We start from the raw sequence: 21,803 nt of genomic DNA on the forward strand, positions 1-21,803 counted from the left end.
GGACAATGGCCAGCGATTTGTACGGCCCGACGTCCGCCGCGCACGTTTTGCATTGCAACATGGTGGGTGTTTGTCTAAAGAATATGCAGATTGATTGACTGCGTGGAAATTGTGCATGTCGAGTTTCGAGGCCCTGGCGCGACCGCTGGCGATCGGTGCGGTGGAACTCCGCAACCGGGTGTTCCTGGCGCCGCTGTCGGGGGTCAGCGACAGCGCCTTTCGCGCCCGGGCGGCCGCGCACGGCGCCGGGCTGGTGGTGTCGGAAATGATCGCCAGCGGCGAGCTGGCGCGCGGGCGGTCTGAATCGGCGCGTCGGCTCGCGCCGGCCGGCGACGGGCCGCATGTGGTGCAACTGGCCGGCCACGAGGCGCGCTGGATCGCCGAGGGCGCGCGCATCGCGGCCGGCGAGGGGGCCGAGATCGTCGATATCAATATGGGCTGCCCGGCCAAGAAGGTGACCGGCGGTTATTGCGGCTCGGCGCTGATGCGCGACCTCGATCATGCCGAGGCGCTGATCGCGGCGGCCGTCGAGGCCGTGCCGGTTCCCGTCACCGTCAAGATGCGGCTCGGCTGGGACGACACCGAACGCGTCGCGCCCGAGCTAGCGCGCCGGGCCGAGGCTGTCGGCGCGCGCATGGTGACCGTACACGGGCGCACGCGCTGCCAGTTCTACAAGGGCAAGGCCGACTGGCGCGCGATCGGTGAGGTCAAGCAGGCGGTGACGATCCCGGTGGTGGCCAATGGCGACGTGGCGAGCGCCGCCGACGCTGCCGGCATCCTCGAACAATCGGGCGCCGACGCGATCATGATCGGCCGCGCCCATTACGGGGCGCCGTGGACAGCCGGCGCGATCGCGGCGGCGGCCGCGGGCGGCACCGCTCCCGCCATTCCGGCGACGCCGGCCGCGCTCGTCGACTATGTCGGCGCGCATTACGAGGCGATGCTGTCGCTCTATGGCAGCGCCCGGGGCGTGCGCCACGCCCGCAAACATCTCGGCTGGTATTTCGACCGGCACGCGCCCTCCCTGCGCGCCACCGACCGGCAGGCGATCCTGACCGCCGACGATCCGGCCGCGGTGCTGGCGCGGCTTGCCGACCTGTTCGAAGCCGGCGCCGATCGCGGCGCGCGGATCGCGGCATGAGACCGGCGCCGACGCCACAGCCCGACCTGGCCGAGATCGTGCTCAACACGATCCGCCATCCCGTCATCATGCTCGATGCCGACGGCCGGATCGTGTTTGCCAATGCCGACGCGGAGGTGTTTTTCCGCTCCAGCGCGGTGATCCTGGCGCGCAACACGCTCGATCATTTCGTGCCGTTCGGCAGCCCGCTGCTGACCCTGGTCGAAGAGGTGCGCGCGCGCCAGTCGCCGGTCAACGAATACCGCGTCGACATTTCCTCGCCGCGGCTCGGCACAGACAGGCTGGTCGACATCCTGGTCGCGCCAGTGCCCGAAAGGCCGGGCGCGGTCGTGGTGATGTTCCAGGAACGCTCGATGGCCGACAAGATCGACCGCCAGATGACCCATCGCGGCGCGGCGCGCTCGGTGACCGGACTGGCGGCGATGCTGGCGCACGAGATCAAGAATCCGCTTTCGGGCATACGCGGCGCCGCCCAGCTTCTGGAGACCGCCGCGTCCGACGAGGACCGCGCGCTGACGCGGCTGATCACCGACGAGACCGACCGCATCGTCGCGCTGGTCGACCGCATGGAGGTGTTTTCCGACGAGCGGCCGATCGAGCGCGGCGCGGTCAACATCCATGTCGTGCTCGACCACGTCAAGGCGATCGCCCGCAACGGCTTCGCCCGCGACATACGCCTGGTGGAGGATTACGATCCCTCGCTGCCGCCGGTATTCGGCAATCGCGACCAGCTCGTCCAGGTGTTCCTGAACCTGGTCAAGAACGCGGCCGAGGCGATCGCGGCGCGTCCGGACGGCGAGATCACGCTGTCGACCGCCTTCCGGCCGGGCATCCGGCTGGCCGTGCCCGGCACGCGCGACCGGGTGTCTCTGCCGCTCGAATTTTGCGTGCACGACAATGGCGCCGGCGTGCCGGACGATATTCTGCCGATCCTGTTCGACCCCTTCATCACCAGCAAGCCGAACGGCTCCGGCCTCGGGCTCGCCCTGGTCGCCAAGATCGTCGGCGAGCACGGCGGTGTGATCGAATGCGATTCCTCGCCGCGCGGCACCACCTTCCGGGTGCTGATGCCGGCCTGGAAGGGCGAGGCGCGGCGGGGCGACGGACACCGCACGGGAGAGACGCCATGACGCAAGGCAGCATTCTCGTCGCCGACGACGACGCGGCGATCCGCACCGTGTTGAGCCAGGCGCTGTCGCGGGTCGGCCACACCGTGCGCGTCACCTCGAACGCGGCCACGCTGTGGCGCTGGGTGTCGGCGGGCGAGGGCGACCTGGTGATCACCGACGTGGTGATGCCGGACGAAAACGCCTTCGACATGCTGCCGCGCATCAAGAAGGCGCGGCCGCAGCTTCCCGTCATCGTCATGAGCGCGCAAAACACCTTCATGACCGCGATCCGGGCCTCGGAGAAGGGCGCCTACGAATATCTGCCGAAGCCGTTCGACCTGACCGAGCTGTTGGCGATCGTAAACCGCGCCCTGGCGGAGCCGAAACAGGCGGCGCAAAAACCGCGCGCCGACGACCAGCCCGAGACGATGCCGCTGGTCGGCCGCTCGGCCGCCATGCAGGACATCTACCGCATGCTGGCGCGGATGATGCAGACCGATCTGACGGTGATGATCACCGGCGAATCGGGCACCGGCAAGGAACTGGTGGCGCGCGCGTTGCACGAATACGGTCGCCGCCGCAACGGCCCGTTCGTGGCCATCAACATGGCCGCGATCCCGCGCGACCTGATCGAATCGGAACTGTTCGGCCACGAAAAGGGCGCCTTCACCGGCGCCCAGCACCGCTCCACCGGCCGCTTCGAGCAGGCCGAGGGCGGTACGCTGTTCCTCGACGAGATCGGCGACATGCCGATGGAGGCGCAGACCCGGCTGCTGCGCGTGCTGCAGCAGGGCGAATACACCACCGTCGGCGGGCGCACGCCGATCCGCACCGACGTGCGCATCGTGGCCGCGACCAACAAGGACCTGAGCACGCTGATCCATCAGGGCCTGTTTCGCGAGGATTTGTTTTACCGCCTCAACGTCGTGCCGCTGCGGCTGCCGGGCCTGCGCGAACGGGCCGAAGACGTTCCCGACCTGATCCGCCACTTCTTCGCCATCGCCGAACAGGAAGGCCTGCAGGCCAAGCGCATCCTGCCGGCCGGGATGGAACTGCTGAAGACCTATGCCTGGCCGGGCAATGTGCGCGAGCTGGAAAACCTCGTGCGGCGGCTGGCCGCGCTCTATCCGCAGGAGGAGATCGGCGCCGAGATCATCGAGGCCGAGCTGAACGGGTCAGGCAGCCCGCAAGGCGATGCCGGCCCGCACCTGACCACCGAAACCGTCACGATCGGCCAGGCCGTCGAGGACCATTTGCGGCGCTATTTTTCGTCCTTCGGCGAGGAGCTACCGCCGGCCGGGCTCTACCAGCGCGTGCTTGCCGAGGTCGAGTATCCGCTGGTTCTGGCCGCCATGACGGCGACGCGCGGCAACCAGATCCGCGCCGCCGAACTGCTCGGCCTCAACCGCAACACGCTGCGCAAGAAGATCCGCGAACTCGGCATCAACGTCTACCGCACCTCGCGCGGCGGCAGCGCCGCGTCCTGATCGCGCCTCTGATGGCGGGCCGGCGGCGCGCGGTGCAATAAATTTCCGCGCGCCCCGATTTTGTTGCAGAATCGCCACAATGCGTTGCATCATTGCCACGCAACCGCGTGGCAGGGAATGACGACTCAAAGCGAAATCATGCCGGCCGGCACCATGCTGGAGCCGGCGGCGCCGGAAGGGCGCAGGCTGATGGCCTTGCCCGGCATCGTCGCCGTCGCGGCGGCGCTGATCTGCGCGGCCGTCTCCTTCACCATTCTCGTCGGGCTGGGGCCGATCGCGCCGACCAAACAGGTCACGCTGACGCTGATCGCCATCAACGTGCTGCTGATTCTGGCGCTGGTGCTGCTGATCGGCCGCGAGGTGCATCGCATCGTCGCCGCCCGGCGGCGCGGCAAGGCGGCCTCGCGGCTGCACGTGCGCATCGTGGCGCTGTTTTCGCTGGTCGCGGCGGTGCCGGCGCTGGCGGTGGCGATCGTGGCCTCGATCACGCTCGATATCGGTCTCGACCGCTGGTTCGAGATCAAGACCAAGGCGATCGTCAATTCCTCGCTGTCGATCGCGGAGGCCTATGTCCAGGAAAACGCCCGCAATCTGCAGGGCACCGCCTTGTCGATGGCGATCACGCTCGACCAGAACCGCACGCTCTACGGCCTCGACCGCACCGGTTTCCTGCGGCTGATGACCCAGCAGGCGGTCGGGCGCGGACTGGCGCACGCCGCCCTGATCCGTGACGACGGCAGCGTCATCCTGCAGGCCGACACCCGCGCCGAGTTTCCCATGCCCGAGCCGCCGGCCGGCGCAGTGCGCGACGCCTCCGGCGGCGATCCGGTGCTGATCGAACCGCGCACGCGCAACATCGTCGGCTCGATCATCAAGCTGCGCGACATCGAGGGCAGTTATCTCTACACGATCCGCCTGATCGATCCGCAGGTGATCCGCGCGCGCCAGATCGTGCGCGCCAATTCCAGCGACTACCGCGAGCTGGAGGTCAGCCGCACCACCGTGCAGGTGGCGTTCGCGCTGGTCTATCTGGGGCTGACGCTGATCATCGTGCTGTCGGCGATCTGGACCGGCATCGCGGTCGCCGACCGGCTCGTGCGTCCGATCCGCCAGCTGATCGGCGCGGCCGACGAGGTGGCGACCGGCAATCTCGACGTGGCTGTACCCGTGCGCGCCTCCGACGGCGACGTCGCCTCGCTCGGCGATACGTTCAACAAGATGCTGCAGCAGCTCAAATCGCAGCGCAACGAACTGATTTCCGCCAAGGACCAGATCGACGAGCGCCGCCGCTTTTCCGAAGCGGTGCTGGCCAGCGTGACCGCCGGCGTGATCGGCGTCGACCCCGACGGCATCATCACCATCGTCAACCGCTCGGCCGAAACCATGCTTGCCCTGAAGGCGCAAAAGGCGCTCGGCCAGAAACTGTCGACGGTGCTGCCGCATATCGGCCGCGCGTTCGAGATGGCGCGCAGTTCCGGGCGCCCTGTCTATCGCGAACAGGTGACGTTTTTCCGCACCGGCGCCGAGCGCACCTTCAACGTCCAGGTGACGATCGAGGAAGGCGACAAGAATTCCGAGCTTCCCGCCTATGTCGTCACCATCGACGACATCACCGACCTGATGCAGGCGCAGCGTGCCTCCGCCTGGGCCGACGTCGCCCGGCGGATCGCGCACGAGATCAAGAACCCGCTGACGCCGATCCAGCTTTCGGCCGAGCGCATCCGCCGGCGCTACGGCAAGGTGATCACCGACGACCGTGAGGTCTTCGACCAGTGCACCGACACCATCATCCGCCAGGTCGGCGATATCGGCCGCATGGTCGACGAGTTCTCCGCCTTTGCGCGCATGCCCAAACCGCTGATGGAGGTCACCGATCTGCGCGAGGCGCTGCGCGAGGCGACTTTCCTGGTCGAGGTCGGCCATTCCGAGATCAAGTTCGAGCACGATTTCGGCAAGCAGGCCCTGACCGGGCGTTTCGACATGCGCCTGATGAGCCAGGCCTTCGGCAATATCGTCAAGAACGCGGCCGAGGCGATCGAATCCGACGCCGATGCGGGCGGAAGCGACGGCGGCGGCGAAATCCGCGTCACGGCGAGCAAGGCCGGCGACTGGATCACGGTCGACGTGGTCGACAACGGCAAGGGCCTGCCGCGCGAAAACCGCCAGCGCCTGCTGGAGCCCTATATGACGACGCGCGCCAAGGGCACCGGTCTCGGCCTGGCGATCGTGCGCAAGATCGTCGAGGACCACGGCGGGCGGCTGGAACTGCACGACGCACCGAAAGATTTCCACGGCGGCAAGGGGGCGCTGGTCCGCATCGTCCTGCCCGCGCTGGAGGAAGGCGCCGCCAAGGGCGACGCGAACACGACGCAAAAGAAGGTCGACCATGACGTCTGATATTTTGGTCGTCGACGACGAAGAAGACATCCGCGAACTCGTCGCCGGCATTCTGGAAGACGAGGGCCACGACGCGCGCACCGCCCACGACAGCGACAGCGCGCTGGCCGCGATCGCCGAGCGCGTGCCCTCGCTGATCTTTCTCGACATCTGGCTGCAGGGCTCGCGGCTCGACGGCCTGGCGCTGCTCGACGAGATCAAGACCATCCACCCGCACGTGCCGGTGGTGATGATTTCCGGCCACGGCACGATCGAGACCGCGGTGTCGGCGATCAAGCGCGGCGCCTACGATTTCATCGAAAAGCCGTTCAAGGCGGACCGGCTGATCCTGATCTGCGAGCGGGCGCTGGAAACGCTGAAGCTGAAGCGCGAGGTGAGCGAGCTGAAGAAGCGCACCTCCGACACGTTCGACCTTATCGGCATGTCGGCGGCGATGAACCAGCTGCGCCACGCCATCGACCGGATCGCGCCTACCAACAGCCGGGTGATGGTGATCGGGCCGTCGGGTTCGGGCAAGGAAGCGGTGGCGCGCGCCATCCACGCGCTGTCGGCGCGCAAGGAGGGGCCGTTCATCTCGCTCAACGCCGCCACGATCACGCCGGAGCGCATGGAGATCGAGCTGTTCGGCACCGAACCGAACGGCGCCGAGCGCAAGGTCGGCGCGCTCGAGGAGGCGCATCGCGGCACGCTCTACATCGACGAGATCGCCGACATGCCGCGCGAGACCCAGAACAAGATCCTGCGCGTGCTGGTGGAACAGAAATTCGAGCGCGTCGGCGGCGCCAAGCGCGTCAAGGTCGATGTGCGCATCATTTCCTCGACCGCGCAGAACCTGGAAGCCATGATCGCCGAGGGGCGGTTCCGCGAGGATCTCTACCACCGTCTGGCGGTGGTGCCGGTGATCGTGCCGGCGCTGTCGGAGCGGCGCGAGGACATTCCCTATCTGGTCGACCATTTCATGAAGCAGATGGTGCGCCAGTCGGGGATCAAGCCGCGGCGGATCGGCGACGACGTGCTTGCGGTGCTGCAGGCGCACAACTGGCCCGGCAATGTTCGCCAGTTGCGCAACAATGTCGAGCGGCTGATGATCCTGGCGCGCGGCGACGAGGCCGACATGCCGATCACCGCCGAGCTTCTGCCGGCCGAGATCGGGGACGTTATGCCACGGGCGCCAAATCAGTCCGACCAGCACATTCTGGCACTGCCGCTGCGCGAGGCGCGCGAGCATTTCGAAAAGGAATATCTGATCGCCCAAATCAACCGTTTTGGCGGCAACATCTCGCGCACGGCCGAGTTCATTGGTATGGAACGGTCCGCACTGCATCGGAAGCTGAAATCGCTCGGCGTTTGAGGCCGGCTGGACGAGATAGACTATGCGCGTGATCATCTGCGGCGCCGGCCAGGTCGGCTACGGCATTGCCGAGCGGCTCGCCGCCGAGCAAAACGACGTCTCCGTCATCGACACCTCGCCCGAGCTCGTGCGCACGATCCGCGACCAGCTCGACGTGCGCGGCTTCGTCGGCCACGGCGCCCATCCCGACGTGCTGGAAATGGCCGGCGCCCAGCAGGCCGACATGCTGATCGCGGTCACGCTCTACGACGAGGTCAACATGACCGCCTGCCAGGTGGCGCATTCGATCTTCAACGTGCCGACCAAGATCGCGCGCATCCGCGCCCAATCCTATCTGCTGCCGCATTATCAGAACCTGTTCTCGCGCGAGCACCTGCCGATCGACGTCATCATCTCGCCGGAGATCGAGGTCGGCGAGATGGTGCTGCGCCGCATCGCGCTGCCGGGCGCCAACGACGTGGTGCGCTTCGCCGACAGCAAGGTGGCGATGGTGGCGATCGAGTGCCTGGAAGAGTGTCCGGTGATCGACACGCCGCTGTCGCAATTGACCGAGCTTTTCCCGGACCTGCCCTCGACCGTGGTCGGGGTGTCGCGCAACGGACGCCTGTTCATTCCCCATTCGGCCGACCAGCTGGTGGCCGGCGACCTTGCCTATGTGGTGACGACCACCGACCAGGTGCGCCGCACGCTCGGCCTGTTCGGCCACGAAGAGGTCGAGGCGATGCGCATCGTCATCGGCGGCGGCGGCAATATCGGCCTTTACGTCGCCCAGGCGCTGGAGGCGCGCCAGTCGCGCACCAAGGTCAAGATCATCGAGGACACGCGCGAGCGCGCGGTGGCGATCGCCGACAAACTGCGCCGCACGATCGTCCTGAACGGCAGCGCGCTCGACCAGAAAGTGCTTCTGGAGGCCGATATCCAGGACGCCGACCTGATGGTGGCTTTGACCAACAACGATCAGGTCAACATCCTGTCGAGCGTGATGGCCAAACGGCTGGGATGCAAGTCGAACCTGGCGCTGATCAACAATCCGACCTATCAGGACTTCACCCGCACGCTCGGCATCGACGCCCACGTCAACCCGCGCACCGTCACGATCTCGCGCATTCTCCAGCATGTGCGCCGCGGCCGCATCCGCGCCGTGCACAGCGTACAGCGCGGTTCAGCCGAGATCATCGAGGCCGAGGCGCTCGACACCTCGCCGCTGGTCGGCTCGCCGCTGCGCGACCTGGATCTGCCGGACGGCATGCGGCTGGGCATCGTCTATCGCGACGGCCGGGCGATCAAGCCCAGCGGCGCGTTCGTGGTCCGGCCCGGCGACCGGATCGTGATTTTTGCGCTCGCCTCGGCCGTGCGCCAGGTCGAACAGATGTTCCGGGTCAGTCTCGAATATTTCTGAAATTGCAAAGACCGGCCCGCGCCGGGGCGAAACGAGGGGAACCATGCCGCGTATTTCCTATGTCAACGGGCGCTATCTGCCCCACGCCGACGCCAAGGTCCACATGGAGGATCGCGGCTACCAGTTCGCCGACGGCGTCTACGAGGTGTGCGAGGTGGCGCGCGGCCACATCATGGACATGAGCGGCCATCTCGACCGGCTCGACCGCTCGCTGCGCGAACTGGCGATTGCCTGGCCGCTCGAGCGCCGGGTGCTGCCGGCGATCATGCGCGAGGTGGTGACGCGCAACCGGGTGCGCGACGGGCTGGTCTATCTGCAGGTCACGCGCGGCGTGGCCCCGCGCGACCACGTCTTTCCCGCCGCCGGCACGCGTCCCTCGCTGGTGGTGACCGCCAAGCGCTCCGATCCGCAGGCCGCGCGCCGGCGCGTGGAGAGCGGCATTGCGGTCGTCACCGTGCCCGAGAATCGCTGGGAACGGGTCGACATCAAGACCGTGGGCCTGCTGCCCAACGTGCTGGCGCGCCAGAAGGCCAAGGAGGCCGGCGCCCAGGAAGCCTGGTTCGTCGATCCCGACGGCACGGTCAAGGAGGGCGCCGCGACCAATGTGTGGATCGTCACCGCGGACGGACATCTGGTCACGCGCCCGGCCGACAAGGGCATCTTGCGCGGCATCACGCGCGCGACGGTGTTCCGGATCGCCGAAAAACTGGGTTACACGGTGGAGGAACGCGCCTTTACCGTCGCCGAGGCGCTGAAGGCGCGCGAAGCCTTCGTCACGGCGGCCACGACGGTGGTGATGCCGGTGGTCAGGATCGACGACAAGCCGGTCGCCAACGGCCATCCCGGCACGGTCGCGCTTTCCCTGCGCGAGGCCTTTTTTGACGTTGCGGAAAAAACCCAAGCCTGATAACCGCTGAGGGACATGCAATTCCATGCATGCGGGACAGGTCGGTTCCGGCGCCCGGTTTGTGCGTGTTGCGAACGATGAGGTTCGTCCACGGCGCCCCATTTGACCGACGACAGGGTACGGCGGAAGAGAAGAACAATGGCGGAAAGATCGCAAAACCTTCAGGACCTCTTCCTGAATACGGTTCGCAAAAGCAAAAACCCCCTGACGATATTTCTGATCAATGGCGTGAAGCTCACCGGGGTGGTGACGTCGTTCGACAATTTCTGCGTGTTGCTGCGGCGCGACGGGCACTCGCAGCTCGTCTACAAACACGCCATCTCCACCATCATGCCGAGCCAGCCGGTTCAGATGTTCGATGGTGAAGACAATGGCCGGGACGGTTGATTGGACATAGCCGAGCCGGGCGGCGGCGCTAAGGCCGTCCAAGCGCAGGTCGAAGGCGAGGGGGCGGCGACGCGCGCGGCCGTGATCGTTCCGGTCCTGTCGCGCCAGCAATCGCTTGCCCCCACCGATCCGTCGAGCCGGCCGCGCACGCCGCGGGTGCCCGAGGCGCGCCTGGCCGAGGCGATCGGCCTGGCGCGGGCGATCGACCTCGATCCCTGCCATACCGAAATCGTCACCCTCGCCGCGCCGCGCCCCGGCACGCTGCTGGGCAGCGGCAAGATCGAGGAGCTGGCCGCACGGCTGCATGACGACACCATCAAGCTGGTGATCGTCGACCATCCGCTGACGCCGGTGCAGCAACGCAATCTCGAACGCGCGCTTAGCGCCAAAGTGCTCGACCGCACCGGTCTCATCCTGGAGATTTTCGGCCGCCGGGCCCGCACCAAGGAAGGCGCGCTGCAGGTCGAACTGGCCCATCTGAACTATCAGCGCGGCCGCCTGGTGCGCAGCTGGACCCACCTCGAACGCCAGCGCGGCGGCGCCGGATTTTTGGGCGGGCCGGGCGAAACCCAGATCGAGGCCGACCGCCGGCTTCTGCAGGAGCGCATCACCCGCCTCAAGCGCGAGCTGGAAACGGTGCGTCGCACCCGCGACCTGCACCGCGCCAAGCGCAAGAAGGTGCCGTTTCCCGTGGTCGCCATCGTCGGCTATACCAATGCGGGAAAGTCGACCCTGTTCAACCGCATGACCGGCGCCGGCGTGCTGGCCGAGGACATGCTGTTTGCCACGCTCGATCCGACCTTGCGGCGCGTGCGTCTGCCGCACGGCACGATCATGATCCTGTCGGACACGGTCGGCTTCATCTCCGACCTGCCGACCCATCTGGTCGCCGCCTTCCGCGCCACGCTGGAAGAGGTGGTCGAAGCCGACCTGATCATCCATCTGCGCGACCTGTCCGATCCCGACGCCGCCGCCCAGGCCGAGGACGTGGAGGAGATCCTGCGCGACCTGGGCATCGACGCGTCCGACGAGACCAGGGTTCTGGAAGTCTGGAACAAGCTCGACGCGGTTGAAACGCAGCCCGCCGGCGGCGGCGGCGCGATCGTCATTTCGGCGCTGACCGGGGCGGGGATCGAGACGCTGACGGCCGCCATCGAGGAACGCCTGTCGGGACATTTGCGTGAAACCACGATCGTGCTGCGGCCTTCGGAGATGAGCCAGCTCGACTGGCTCTACCGCAACGGCGCGGTGCTGGGCCGCGAAGATCTCGACGATGGCGGCGCCAGATTGACCGTGCGCCTGACACAAGCCGCCGCACGGGAACTGGCGCGCCGCCGCGAAGACTGACGCCGGTCGCCGCCATCCAGATTCGTCGCCCGGCCGGGCCCTTGGCAAACATACGAACGCGCGAAAAGGCCGGTTTTGGGTTTGCCCCGATATTCACATGGGCCAGCCAAAGGCTTGTATTTGCAACCTAAAACCGTCATTGCCCGATATGACGGCCGTTCTGACGCCCCTGGCCGGTCCCACCCGCCCGGGCATTCGCCACCCGCTTCACAATCGCAACGATCCGAAGGAGAGATAATGTCCGAAGACAGCCTGCTCGACCACGCGCTGGTTCGCCTAGATCAGGCCGCGAGCCATCTCAACATTGATCCGGACGTGATCGAGAAACTGAAATATGCGCGGGAGACCACCAAGGTGCGTCTGATGATCCGCATGGATGACGGCTCGCGCAAATCCTTCCTCGCCTGGCGCTGCCGTTACGACGACACGCGCGGCCCCACCAAGGGCGGCATCCGCTTCCATCCCGAATCCACCGCCGACGAGGTCGAGACGCTGGCCTTTTGGATGACCTTCAAATGTGCGGTGATGAACCTGCCTTACGGTGGCGGCAAGGGCGCCGTCCAGGTCGATCCGCGCACCCTGTCGAAGGCCGAGCTCGAACGCCTGTCGCGCGCCTATATTCAGGCGTTTTCCCGCATTATCGGGCCCGACCGGGACATTCCGGCTCCCGACGTCTACACCAATTCCATGATTATGGGCTGGATGGCCGACGAGTACGCCCAGATGGTCGGGCAGGCAGAGCCTGCGGTGATCACCGGCAAGCCGATCGCGCTCGGCGGTTCGCTCGGGCGCGGCGACGCGACCGCGCGTGGCGGCTTTTATCTCGTGCGCCATCTGGCGGAGAATCTGGGGCTTGGGCAGACCATGCGCGTCGCCATCCAGGGCTTCGGCAATGCCGGTCAGCACATTGCGCGCCTTTTGGCCGGCGACGGCCACAAGATCGTCGCGGTGTCGGATTCCGAAGGCGCGGTCTATTCGGAGGCCGGGCTGCATGTCGACATGCTGTTCGACGCCAAGGCCGCGGGCCACTCGGTCGCCAGCACCGCCGGGCAGGGTGGGCACGAATGCATGCCGGCGGCCGATCTGGCCGGGGTCGACTGCGATCTTCTGGTTCCGGCGGCGCTGGAAAACATGATCCACATCCGCAACGCGGCCTCGGTCAAGGCAACGTTGGTCCTGGAGCTCGCCAACGGCCCGATCACGCCGGAAGCCGATGCGATCCTGGCCCAAAACAACGTCATCGTGCTTCCCGACATCCTTGCCAATGCCGGCGGCGTGACCGTCTCCTATTTCGAATGGGTGCAAAACCGCCAGGGTTATTACTGGACGGAAGAGGAGATCCACGACAAGCTGCGCGGGATCATGGAGCGCGAGGGCCGCGCCGTCTGGGACGTGTCGCGCGCCAAGGACGTGACCATGCGCACGGCGGCCTATGTCCACGCGCTCGGCCGGCTCGCCGAGGCGATCGAGGCGCACGGCACGCAGAACTTCTTCACCAGCTAAACCGTTCGCGCATCATTCCCGCGGCCGCGCGTCGCGGGAATTTCTCACCGCATGGCGACGGCGTCGCCGTGCAAGACCCGAAAGACCCGGCGCAGGCGCGCTTCAGGGCCCGGTTTCCTCGCCGGCCTTGGCCTCCTGCCAGAGGGCTTCCATTTCCTCCAGCGAGGCCGCGTCGAGCGTTCGTCCGCGCGCGACGAGCGATCGTTCGACATGGTGGAAGCGCCGGCGGAACTTGTCGTTGGTACCGCGCAGGGCGGTTTCGGCGTCGGCGCCGACATGGCGGCCGAGATTGACCAGCGCGAACAACACGTCGCCGAACTCGTCTTTCACCCGCGCCTGATCCCCGCGCTCCAGCGCCTCGCGTAGCTCGCCGATCTCCTCGCCGATCTTGTCGAGCACCGGACCGGCCTCCGTCCAGTCGAAGCCGACCCTGGCCGCCCGCTGCTGCAGTTTCAGCGCGCGCGTCAACGCCGGCAGGCCGAGCGGCACGTCGTCGAGATAGCCGGCGCCGGCTTCCGACGCCTCCAGGTTCCGGGCGTCGCGCCGGTGCTTGCGCTCGGCCTTTTCCTCGGCCTTGATCGCTTCCCACATGCCTTTGGCGGCACCGGCCGCGCGCGCCTCGGCGTCGCCGAACACATGCGGATGGCGGCGGATCATCTTGGCGGTGATGGCCTCGACCACGTCGCCGAACGAAAACGCTTCCCGTTCCTCGGCCATACGGGCGTGGAACACGACCTGCAAGAGCAGGTCTCCCAGTTCCTCGCGCAGATCGTCGAGATCGCCGCGGGCGATCGCGTCGGCGACCTCGTAGGCTTCCTCGAGCGTATAGGGCGCGATGGTGGAAAAATCCTGCTCGATGTCCCACGGGCACCCGGTATGCGGGGTGCGCAGCGCGGCCATGATCTCGATCAGGCGCGAAATGTCCTTGGAGGCTTGCATGGCGCCGAGACTACGCCGCCGGGCGCGAAACGCCATCGGCGCGGCCACGCCGCTGCGGATTATCCACAGACGGGACTATTGCTCGGTCAGGCCGAGCCGGACTTTTTCCAACAGGCGACGAAATTCCTGCTGTTCGGCCTCGCTGAGATTCGAGCCGATGGTGCGGTCGCCGTCCTGTACCGCCGGTATCGCGCCGGCAAGCACCTCGCGGCCGCGTTCGGTGATCCAGATCGTGCGGATGCGCCTGTCGGTCGCCAGCGGCCGGCGCTCAACCAGGCCGTCGCGTTCGAGCCGGTCGATCATCGGCACCAGCGTCGATTTGTCGAGCCCGCGCGCCTTGGCCAACAGGCTCTGACGCGAACCGGGATTGCGCTCGACGATGGTCAGAAGCGAAAATTGCTGCGGCGTGATGCCGAAGGCGGCGAGCCGGTTTTCCACCAGCCGGAACGCGGCCAGATAGGTCAGCCGGATCTGGCGGCCGAGCAGGCCAGGCAGAATGCCCTGATCCAACTCTTCCATGACACTCTCAGGAGCGGTGGTGTCGTGCGGTGCGCCGAACATGATGCCTCAACCGTTGTCGTCCAAGGAATTGGATAGCCATTTTTACGTGTAATGACCATCGCTTATTTAGCAATCTCTTGCATTCATCCCCAGTCCGAATGCATTGCGATCATATTTGCGGCCATGGGACGGTGGGCACATCGCAAAAGACCGGACACGCCCCATGCTTTCCGTTTAAGATAGGTATCTTCAGTGCAGCCGACAAATCATGCCAATCAGCCACACCGACCGAGATGATCGGCCACGCGCCGGGCGACGGGGCCAATTCCCAGCCGGCTTTGCACGCCCGCGCCGGGGCGCGTTCGCGGCGGCCGCCTTGCTGCTTGCCGCGACCGCCGTGCCGGCGCTGGCCCATGTCTCGGACCGGGCCTATGTGCTGTTGCTGCCGACCGGGTATTATCTGATCGGCGGCGGGCTGGCCGTGTGGCTGAGTTTCGCGGTGCTGGCGCTGGTGCCGCCGGCGCCGCTCGACCGGCTCGCGCGCTGGCGATCGGCCGGCGCGGCAACGTGGCTCGATCTGCGGGCCGTCACCAGCACCATCTCCTTTCTCGTGCTGCTTGCCTTGCTGACGGCCGGATTTTTCGGCAGCCGCGACCCGCTCTCCAATCCGCTGCCGCTGGTGTTTTGGGTGTTCGTGTGGATCGGCGTGGTGCTGGTCCAGGGGCTTTTCGGCGATCTGTGGCGATGGATCGAGCCCTGGTACGGGCCGTGGCGCCTGGTCATGCGCCTGCTCGGCCGCCCCGACGCGCGGCCGTTTTTGCCCTATCCGCGATGGGCTGCGAGCTGGCCGGCCTTTGCCGGCTTCGCGGCCTTCGTCTGGTTCGAACTGGTCTATATCGCGCCGGCCGATCCCGAAAAGCTGGCGCGCGCCATGGCCGTCTACTGGGCGGTCGCCTTTTGCGGCATGGTCGTGTTCGGACACCGCCGCTGGAGCCGGCGGGCGGAGTTCCTGTCGCTGCTGATGACGATGGTGGCGCGTATGGCCTTTGTCGACATCCGCCGCCACCGCTCGGGCCGGATCGCGCTGCGGCTTTGTCTGCCCGGCGCCCGGCTGGTGAACGCGCCGGCTTTGTCGGCAAGCGCGGCCGCCTTCCTGCTGCTGGCGTTGAGCGCGATATCCTTCGACGGGCTGATGCGCACCTTTTTCTGGCTCGGCCTGTTCGGCGTCAATCCGCTGGAATTTCCAGGCCGCTCGGCGGTGGTGTGGTCGAACAGCGTCGGGGCCGCCGGGGCCTTCGTCGCCTTGTGGGCGCTGTTTCACGGCGCGGTGCGGCTCGGGGCGCGCATGGCCGGGCAGGGGCCGGACCAGGCCGTTCTCTCCGGGCGGCTGGTCTGGTCGCTGATGCCGATCGTGCTCGGCTATCACTATTCCCACCACCTGCCGGCGCTGCTCGTCGATGGACAATACGCGCTGGCGGCGATTTCCGATCCGTTCGCGGCGGGCTGGAACCTGTTCGGCACCGCCGGGCTGCACGTGGCAGCCGCGCTGACGGCCGGCGCCGACACGGCCTGGCTGATCTGGAATATTCAGTCGGCGGCGATCGTCGGCGGGCATCTGCTGGCCGTGGCCGCAAGCCACGTCATCGCCTGGCGCTGCTACGGCTCGGCCCGACGCGCGGCCATCAGCCAGATACCGCTTGCCGGGCTGATGGTGGCCTACACGGTTTTCGGGCTGTGGCTTTTGTCGACACCGACCGGCTATTGACATGCGCGCCGACTCCTTCCTTACGCAGGGTGAGCGGCAGTTGCCATGCCCAGGGATTGATGATTTGATTTGTGTACAATCGAGTTTCCATCCGCGTCGCGGCCCGGCTCCGGCAAGCGCCGCTGTCGAACGAAACCGGAAATCATGAGGGATACGGCATGAGCGAAAAACGCAGCAAAACCAGCATTCTGACGGGTAATGTCAGCCGCCGGACCGCCCTCAAGGGGCTCGGCGCGTCCGCCGGCCTGACGCTGGCACCGGGTTTCGTGCGCTATGCCCAGGCGCAGTCGTCGGAACCGATCCGCATCGGCTTCCAGGCCCATCGCACCGGTATCGGCGCCGCCTATGGCCGCTGGTACGAGCGCACCACCATGGCGGCCGCCAAGGCGATCAATGCGGCCGGCGGCATCAACGGGCGTCCGCTGGAGATCGTGACCGAGGACGACGGCACCGATCCCAAGCGCGGCGCGGAAGTGGTGGAGAAATTCGCCAGCCAGCACAAGGTCGACGTCGTTTACGGCACCTTGTTCAGCCATGTCGTTGTCGGCGCGGCGCCGACGGCGGGCGAGTTGAAAATGCCCTATTACGTCGTCAGCGAGGGCTATCACGTCGCCTCCGGCAAGCTCAATCGCTACGTCTTCCAGCCCGGCATCACCGACGTCAAGGCGCAGGTCTCCTCGATGGCGCCATGGGTGACGTCCAATCTCGGCAAAAAGGTCACGATGATCTTTCCCGACTACGCGTTCGGTCACGATCACCGCGATTTCTTCACCGAAGCGGTCAAGGCGCAGGGCGGCGAGGTGATCAAGCACGTGCCGATTCCGCCGACGGAAAGCTCGTTCACCCGCTATTTCCCGCAGATCCCGTCCGACACCGAGGTGCTCTACCACGTCATGGTCGGCCCGGCCGTTTTGACCTTCGTCAAGGAACTCGGCGAGTTCTACGGCGGCGGCGGCCCGAAACTGTTCGGCTTCATCGATTCGCTCGAGGCCGTCGACATGGCCAGCCCTGGCCTGGAATTCCTCGACGGCAGCCATTTCTGGGAAGGCATGCCGCGCTACCTGCAGGCCGACGCGCCGGACTACGTCAAGGCCTATCGCGACGCGGTCGGCATCGACCAGAACGGCGCGTCCGTCGACGATCCCAAGGACGTGTCGACGGCCGCCCACATGTTCGGCTGCTGGGAGACGCTTTACGTGATCAAGGCGGCGATGGAGGCGGCCGGCTATCAGGGGCCCGGCGACCGCCAGAAACTGATCGAGGCGACCGAGGCGATGACCGAGTTCGCGGCCGGCCCCGAGCATCCGCAGGGCAAGAAGATCTTCAACGGCAAGCTGCACCAGTGTTTCGGGCACCAGTACATCTCGCAGGTTTCCGGCGGCAGGCTGGAGGTCGTGCACCGCACCGAGATCGAGGACAGCATGTACGAGCCGGAAGGCGACTACACCACGCAGTCGCTCTGACGCCGCGCCCGGCGCCCCGCTGCACGCCGCACGGGGCGCCGGAAGACGGCGGCGATCGCGAAAAGCCCGTCCTTTTCCGCCGCGCCCGCCCTTCTTCAAAACGCACCGCAACCCTCGCAGGTGCCGAGACCGGTTCGTCATGTCCTTTGGCCCCCATCTTCTTCTAGCCACCCTGGAAGGCCTGGTGACCGCCGCCGTGCTGGCGCTGACGGCGCTCGGCCTGTCGCTGGTGTTCGGCGTCATGCGCGTGGTCAACGTCGCCCATGGCGAGTTCTTCATGCTGGGCGCGGTGCTCGCCTGGTTCTTTTCCACCCTGGTGACCGGCAGTCCGGCGACGGGGTTCCTGCTGGCGCTGGTGCTGTCGCCGCTGGTGGTCGGGCTGGTTGCGCTGGTTTGCGAGCGGACGGTGCTGCGCCGGCTCAATTACGATCCCGAGGCCACGATCGTGGCCACGATCGGCATGCTCTACATCATCCAGCAACTGGCGCTGACCTTCTACGGGCCGGAGGCGCGGCCGGTGCAGGCGCCGTTCAGCCTGCGCATCGCGCTGCCCTGGTTCGGGTATTCCGGTTACAAGCTGGCGGTGATCGCCGCCTCGATCGGGCTGATCCTGGCCACCTGGCTGGTGCTGACGCGCACCCGCATCGGCCTGATCATGCGCGCGACCCAGTTCGACCGCGAGACGGCGCAGAATTTCGGCATTCCCGTCGACAAGGTCTATGCCGCCGTGTTCGCGCTTGGCGCCATGCTGGCGGCCGTCGCCGCGGTGCTGATCGTACCGATCCAGCAGGCGCATTACCTGATGGGGCTCGACCCGCTGCTTCTGTCCTTCATCGTCGTCATCATCGGCGGGCTGGGCTCGCTGCGCGGCACGGTGGTGGCGGCGGTGCTGATCGGCCTGTCGGACGGCATCATCTCGGTGTTCTTTTCGCCGACGCTCGCCAAGATGATCGCCACGCTTCTGGTCGCCCTGGTGCTGGTCTTCCGACCGCAGGGCCTGTTCGGCCAGGCCGCGCGCTGATGGCGGGCCGGGCGACGACGCGCGCGCTGCTTTTGCACCTGGCGGTGCTGGCGGCCCTCGTGGTGCTTTACTGGCTTTTGCCCGACTATCATCGCGGCGTCTTGGCCAGGGTGCTGGTGCTGGCGGTGTTCGCCGCCGGCTACAATATCGTGTTCGGTTATGCCGGGCTGCTCAGCCTCGGCCATGCGATGTTCTTCGCCGCCGGCATCTACGGCGCCGGATTGCCCGTCTACCATCTCGACTGGGGCGTCGGCGCGGCCTTCGCCACCGGCGTCGGCGCCGGCGCGCTGCTGGCGCTGGTGGTCGGCATGCTGGCGCTGCGCACGACCGGCGTCGCCTTCATGATCGTGACGATGATGTTTTCGCAGGTGTTTTACCTGACCACGCTCTATTTCACGCAATGGACCCGCGGCGAGGAGGGGCTGGTGCTGCCGCAAGCCGCGCGCCGGCTGGCGCTGCCGGGCCTGGAGATCGACCTGAGCGACCCCGCAAGCCGCTATTTCATCGCCGTGGCGCTGTTTTCGGTCGTGCTGATGGCAAGCTTCGCCATCGTGCGCGCGCCGTTCGGGCGCGTGCTGGTGGCGATCCGCGAAAACGAGGAGCGGGTGCGCATGCTCGGCTACGACGTGTTTTCCAACAAGCTCGCCGCCATGGTGATTTCCGGCGCGTTCTGCGCGGCCGCCGGCGCCGCCTATGCGGTGCTGTTCGGCTATATCGGTTCCACCTTCGCCACGATCCAGTATTCGATCCTGCCGCTTTTATGGGTGCTGCTCGGCGGTGCCGGCACGGTGCTGGGCCCGCTTCTGGGCACTGTGTTCATGTTCTACGTGGTCGACATCACGTCGGGCTACACCTCCGCCTATCTGCTGATCGTCGGCGTCGCGCTGATCGTTCTGGTACTGTTTTTCCCCAAAGGCGTGCTCGGCACGATCCGCGAAAGGTGGCTTAGATGGCTGCCGTGAGCCCATTGCTGCAGACGCGCGGCCTGAGCCGGTCCTTCGGCGGGTTGCGCGCCGTCGACAGTGTCGATTTTTCGCTCGACGCCGGCGAAATCCGGGCGATTATCGGCCCGAACGGCGCCGGCAAGACGACCTTCGTCAGCCTTGTGTGCGGCCGGATCGCGCCGAGTGCCGGCACGATCCTGTTCGAGGGCGTCGACGTGACCCGGCTGCCCGCCCATCAAAGGGTCAAGCGCGGCATCGCCTACACGTTCCAGATCACCTCGATCTTCGCCAATCTGAGCGTGTTCGACAATGTGGCGCTTGCCGCCCAGCGCCGGCTGATCGACCATGCCGAGCGCGGCGGCAGCCGGTTTTCGCCGGCCGATCTGCGCCGGGGCGTGGCCGAGGCGCTGGAGCGCGTCGGGCTGGCCGACCGCGCCGAGCAGGCCGCCGGCAAGCTCGCCTACGGCCACCAGCGCCTGCTCGAGGTCGCCATGGGCCTGGCGCTCGAACCGCGGCTGTTGATCCTGGACGAGCCGACGCAGGGCCTGTCGGATGCCGAGATCGACGGCTTCATCGCGCTGGTGCGCGACATCGCCCGCTCGGCGACCGTGCTTCTGATCGAGCACAACATGCCGGTGGTGATGGCGCTCGCCGACCGGATCACGGTGATGAACAATGGCGCGGTGCTGGCCGAGGGCACGCCGGCCGAAATCCGCGCCGACAGCGCCGTCCAGCATGCCTATCTCGGGACACCCGACGATGATTGACATCCTCATCATCAACAAGATCAATTGCTTTTACGGTGATGTTCATGTGCTGCGCGATTTTTCTCTGACCCTGCGGCAAGGCGAGGTCCTGTGCCTGCTTGGCCGCAACGGCGCCGGCAAGACCACCGCGCTAAAAGCGGTCATGGGGCTGGTGCCGGTGCGTTCGGGCGAAATCCTGCTCGGTTCGGACGATCTCGCGCGCCTGCCCGCGCACGAGGTGCCGCGCCGGGGCGTGGCCTATGTGCCGCAGGGAAGGCGGCTGTTTTCGGAACTGACGGTGGCTGAAAATCTCGAGATCGGCCTGATGACGCGCGGCCGCGGCGGCGACACCCGCGAGGCGGTTTTGGCGCTGTTTCCGGTTTTGCGCGAGCGGCTGGCCCAGCGTTCGGGCACGCTGTCGGGCGGCGAGCAGCAGATGCTGGCCATGGCGCGCGCGCTGTGCGTGGAGCCCTCGGTGCTCCTGCTCGACGAGCCGACCGAGGGGCTGATGCCGTCGATGATCGCGCGCATCCGCGAAACGGTGACGCGGCTGCGCGAACAGGGCGTGTCGACGATCCTGGTCGAGCAGCGGGTCGACGCGGTGCTGCCGGTCGCCGACCGCGTCGCCTTCATCGAGAACGGCGTCAACCGCGACGTGGTCGACGTCGAACGCCTGCGCGCCGAGCCGGAACTGGTGCGCCATTATGTCGGTCTGGGATAGGGAGCTGCCGCTGAAACCGGCTCAGACCAGGCGTACCCCGGCCTCCTTCATCATGCCGGTCATCGCCGCCAGCGAGCCGCCGAGATCGATCGCCCGGCAGGCCTCCAAGATCACGGTGACCGAAAACCCTTCCTGGACCGCATCGAGCGCGGAATAGGCGACGCAGAAATCAGTCGCCAGCCCGACCATGGTCAGATCGGCGATGTTGCGCTCGCGCAGATAGCCGGCAAGCCCGGTCGGCGTTTCGTGATCGTTTTCGAAAAACGCCGAATAGCTGTCGATCTCGCGGCGGAACCCCTTGCGCACGACGAGCTCGGCCTTGGTCCAGTCGAGCCCGGCGTGAAAGGCGGCGCCATCGCTGCCCTGTAGGCAATGGTCCGGCCACAAGGTCTGCTCGCCATAAGGCATGGCGACCGTCTCGAACGGCGCCTTGCCGGTGTGCTCGGAGGCGAAGCTGGAATGGCGCGGCGGATGCCAGTCCTGGGTCATGATGACGTGATCGAAGGTCTCGATCAGCCGGTTGACCACCGGCACGATCTCGTCACCGCCGGTAACGGCGAGCGCGCCGCCCGGGCAGAAATCGTTTTGCAGATCGATCACGAGCAGGGCTTTGTCGGCCATTTCCGTCCTCTTGTGACTGGGCTGGAGCGGCGCGCGGCAGGCGCGACCGGCGCC

At 66.8% G+C, this 21,803-nt stretch carries 19 protein-coding genes; 16 read left to right on the top strand and 3 right to left on the bottom strand.

Translation table 11 applies throughout. From position 1 onward, the window contains the following. Positions 1 to 115: 115 nt before the first annotated feature. From dusB to EP380_RS10305, 10 genes are all read left to right on the top strand, one after another. Complete coding sequence (dusB, locus tag EP380_RS10260) at positions 116 to 1,141, top strand: tRNA dihydrouridine synthase DusB (protein WP_127598427.1); 1,026 nt, start codon at positions 116 to 118, stop codon at positions 1,139 to 1,141. Next, positions 1,138 to 2,271, top strand: a complete 1,134-nt coding sequence (locus EP380_RS10265) for a two-component system sensor histidine kinase NtrB (protein ID WP_127598429.1) — start codon at positions 1,138 to 1,140, stop codon at positions 2,269 to 2,271. Before dusB ends, EP380_RS10265 begins: the two co-directional genes overlap by 4 nt. Next, positions 2,268 to 3,737 carry a nitrogen regulation protein NR(I) gene (gene ntrC / locus EP380_RS10270; protein WP_127598431.1) on the top strand — a complete coding sequence of 490 codons (1,470 nt, stop codon included), beginning with the start codon at positions 2,268 to 2,270 and terminating at the stop codon, positions 3,735 to 3,737. Before EP380_RS10265 ends, ntrC begins: the two co-directional genes overlap by 4 nt. A gap of 117 nt (positions 3,738 to 3,854) precedes the next feature. Further along, positions 3,855 to 6,134 (top strand): sensor histidine kinase NtrY-like, encoded by a 2,280-nt coding sequence (locus tag EP380_RS10275; protein WP_127598433.1) that lies wholly within the window; start codon positions 3,855 to 3,857, stop codon positions 6,132 to 6,134. Beyond that, entirely contained in the window at positions 6,124 to 7,485 is a 1,362-nt protein-coding gene (gene ntrX / locus EP380_RS10280; protein WP_106569507.1) for a nitrogen assimilation response regulator NtrX, read from the top strand. Before EP380_RS10275 ends, ntrX begins: the two co-directional genes overlap by 11 nt. 22 nt (positions 7,486 to 7,507) lie before the next feature. Beyond that, positions 7,508 to 8,884, top strand: coding sequence for a Trk system potassium transporter TrkA (gene trkA / locus EP380_RS10285; RefSeq protein WP_106569506.1), 1,377 nt, complete (start codon positions 7,508 to 7,510; stop codon positions 8,882 to 8,884). A 43-nt stretch (positions 8,885 to 8,927) separates the two neighbouring features. Beyond that, positions 8,928 to 9,791: a D-amino-acid transaminase gene (locus EP380_RS10290; protein WP_106569505.1), complete on the top strand. Its 864-nt coding sequence runs from the start codon at positions 8,928 to 8,930 to the stop codon at positions 9,789 to 9,791. Positions 9,792 to 9,929: 138 nt separating this feature from the next. Then, positions 9,930 to 10,178: an RNA chaperone Hfq gene (hfq, locus tag EP380_RS10295; protein ID WP_106569504.1), complete on the top strand. Its 249-nt coding sequence runs from the start codon at positions 9,930 to 9,932 to the stop codon at positions 10,176 to 10,178. Then, the gene (gene hflX / locus EP380_RS10300; RefSeq protein ID WP_127598435.1) at positions 10,179 to 11,525 is read left to right on the top strand and encodes a GTPase HflX; all 1,347 of its coding nucleotides are present in this window, start codon (positions 10,179 to 10,181) and stop codon (positions 11,523 to 11,525) included. Between the two features lie 237 nt (positions 11,526 to 11,762). Further along, entirely contained in the window at positions 11,763 to 13,028 is a 1,266-nt protein-coding gene (locus EP380_RS10305) for a Glu/Leu/Phe/Val family dehydrogenase (RefSeq protein WP_127598437.1), read from the top strand. A 102-nt stretch (positions 13,029 to 13,130) separates the two neighbouring features. Here EP380_RS10305 and mazG read toward each other — a convergent pair whose 3' ends face one another. Both mazG and EP380_RS10315 read right to left on the bottom strand, forming a co-directional pair. Beyond that, positions 13,131 to 13,967 carry a nucleoside triphosphate pyrophosphohydrolase gene (gene mazG / locus EP380_RS10310; RefSeq protein WP_127598811.1) on the bottom strand — a complete coding sequence of 279 codons (837 nt, stop codon included), beginning with the start codon at positions 13,965 to 13,967 and terminating at the stop codon, positions 13,131 to 13,133. A gap of 75 nt (positions 13,968 to 14,042) precedes the next feature. Continuing rightward, the gene (locus tag EP380_RS10315; protein WP_158264288.1) at positions 14,043 to 14,486 is read right to left on the bottom strand and encodes a MarR family winged helix-turn-helix transcriptional regulator; all 444 of its coding nucleotides are present in this window, start codon (positions 14,484 to 14,486) and stop codon (positions 14,043 to 14,045) included. Between the two features lie 358 nt (positions 14,487 to 14,844). Between EP380_RS10315 and EP380_RS10320 the strand changes: the two genes are divergently transcribed. The 6 genes from EP380_RS10320 (at position 14,845) to EP380_RS10345 (ending at position 21,128) form a co-directional block, all read left to right on the top strand. Next, positions 14,845 to 16,233: a hypothetical protein gene (locus tag EP380_RS10320; RefSeq protein WP_127598439.1), complete on the top strand. Its 1,389-nt coding sequence runs from the start codon at positions 14,845 to 14,847 to the stop codon at positions 16,231 to 16,233. 158 nt (positions 16,234 to 16,391) lie between these two features. Then, positions 16,392 to 17,696: an ABC transporter substrate-binding protein gene (locus EP380_RS10325; protein WP_127598441.1), complete on the top strand. Its 1,305-nt coding sequence runs from the start codon at positions 16,392 to 16,394 to the stop codon at positions 17,694 to 17,696. 139 nt (positions 17,697 to 17,835) lie between these two features. Next, positions 17,836 to 18,717, top strand: a complete 882-nt coding sequence (locus EP380_RS10330) for a branched-chain amino acid ABC transporter permease (RefSeq protein ID WP_106569497.1) — start codon at positions 17,836 to 17,838, stop codon at positions 18,715 to 18,717. Continuing rightward, the gene (locus tag EP380_RS10335; RefSeq protein WP_106569496.1) at positions 18,717 to 19,679 is read left to right on the top strand and encodes a branched-chain amino acid ABC transporter permease; all 963 of its coding nucleotides are present in this window, start codon (positions 18,717 to 18,719) and stop codon (positions 19,677 to 19,679) included. Before EP380_RS10330 ends, EP380_RS10335 begins: the two co-directional genes overlap by 1 nt. After that, positions 19,676 to 20,428, top strand: coding sequence for an ABC transporter ATP-binding protein (locus EP380_RS10340; protein WP_127598812.1), 753 nt, complete (start codon positions 19,676 to 19,678; stop codon positions 20,426 to 20,428). The genes EP380_RS10335 and EP380_RS10340 overlap by 4 nt, the downstream gene beginning before the upstream one ends. Continuing rightward, complete coding sequence (locus EP380_RS10345) at positions 20,421 to 21,128, top strand: ABC transporter ATP-binding protein (RefSeq protein WP_127598443.1); 708 nt, start codon at positions 20,421 to 20,423, stop codon at positions 21,126 to 21,128. Before EP380_RS10340 ends, EP380_RS10345 begins: the two co-directional genes overlap by 8 nt. 21 nt (positions 21,129 to 21,149) lie before the next feature. Here EP380_RS10345 and pncA read toward each other — a convergent pair whose 3' ends face one another. Then, positions 21,150 to 21,749 carry a bifunctional nicotinamidase/pyrazinamidase gene (gene pncA, locus EP380_RS10350; RefSeq protein WP_127598445.1) on the bottom strand — a complete coding sequence of 200 codons (600 nt, stop codon included), beginning with the start codon at positions 21,747 to 21,749 and terminating at the stop codon, positions 21,150 to 21,152. Between the last annotated feature and the right edge of the window lie 54 nt (positions 21,750 to 21,803).

The sequence above is a fragment of the Nitratireductor alexandrii genome (assembly GCF_004000215.1).
In the GTDB taxonomy this organism is placed as follows: domain Bacteria; phylum Pseudomonadota; class Alphaproteobacteria; order Rhizobiales; family Rhizobiaceae; genus Mangrovimarina; species Mangrovimarina alexandrii.

What these genes read in the sequence shown, in the direction of transcription:
- dusB (WP_127598427.1), top strand. Translation starts at nt 116, where the DNA reads ATGTCGAGTTTCGAGGCCCTGGCGCGACCGCTGGCGATCGGTGCGGTG.
- EP380_RS10265 (WP_127598429.1), top strand. Translation starts at nt 1,138, where the DNA reads ATGAGACCGGCGCCGACGCCACAGCCCGACCTGGCCGAGATCGTGCTC.
- ntrC (WP_127598431.1), top strand. Translation starts at nt 2,268, where the DNA reads ATGACGCAAGGCAGCATTCTCGTCGCCGACGACGACGCGGCGATCCGC.
- EP380_RS10275 (WP_127598433.1), top strand. Translation starts at nt 3,855, where the DNA reads ATGACGACTCAAAGCGAAATCATGCCGGCCGGCACCATGCTGGAGCCG.
- ntrX (WP_106569507.1), top strand. Translation starts at nt 6,124, where the DNA reads ATGACGTCTGATATTTTGGTCGTCGACGACGAAGAAGACATCCGCGAA.
- trkA (WP_106569506.1), top strand. Translation starts at nt 7,508, where the DNA reads ATGCGCGTGATCATCTGCGGCGCCGGCCAGGTCGGCTACGGCATTGCC.
- EP380_RS10290 (WP_106569505.1), top strand. Translation starts at nt 8,928, where the DNA reads ATGCCGCGTATTTCCTATGTCAACGGGCGCTATCTGCCCCACGCCGAC.
- hfq (WP_106569504.1), top strand. Translation starts at nt 9,930, where the DNA reads ATGGCGGAAAGATCGCAAAACCTTCAGGACCTCTTCCTGAATACGGTT.
- EP380_RS10305 (WP_127598437.1), top strand. Translation starts at nt 11,763, where the DNA reads ATGTCCGAAGACAGCCTGCTCGACCACGCGCTGGTTCGCCTAGATCAG.
- mazG (WP_127598811.1), bottom strand. Translation starts at nt 13,967, where the DNA reads ATGCAAGCCTCCAAGGACATTTCGCGCCTGATCGAGATCATGGCCGCG.
- EP380_RS10315 (WP_158264288.1), bottom strand. Translation starts at nt 14,486, where the DNA reads ATGGAAGAGTTGGATCAGGGCATTCTGCCTGGCCTGCTCGGCCGCCAG.
- EP380_RS10325 (WP_127598441.1), top strand. Translation starts at nt 16,392, where the DNA reads ATGAGCGAAAAACGCAGCAAAACCAGCATTCTGACGGGTAATGTCAGC.
- EP380_RS10330 (WP_106569497.1), top strand. Translation starts at nt 17,836, where the DNA reads ATGTCCTTTGGCCCCCATCTTCTTCTAGCCACCCTGGAAGGCCTGGTG.
- EP380_RS10335 (WP_106569496.1), top strand. Translation starts at nt 18,717, where the DNA reads ATGGCGGGCCGGGCGACGACGCGCGCGCTGCTTTTGCACCTGGCGGTG.
- EP380_RS10345 (WP_127598443.1), top strand. Translation starts at nt 20,421, where the DNA reads ATGATTGACATCCTCATCATCAACAAGATCAATTGCTTTTACGGTGAT.
- pncA (WP_127598445.1), bottom strand. Translation starts at nt 21,749, where the DNA reads ATGGCCGACAAAGCCCTGCTCGTGATCGATCTGCAAAACGATTTCTGC.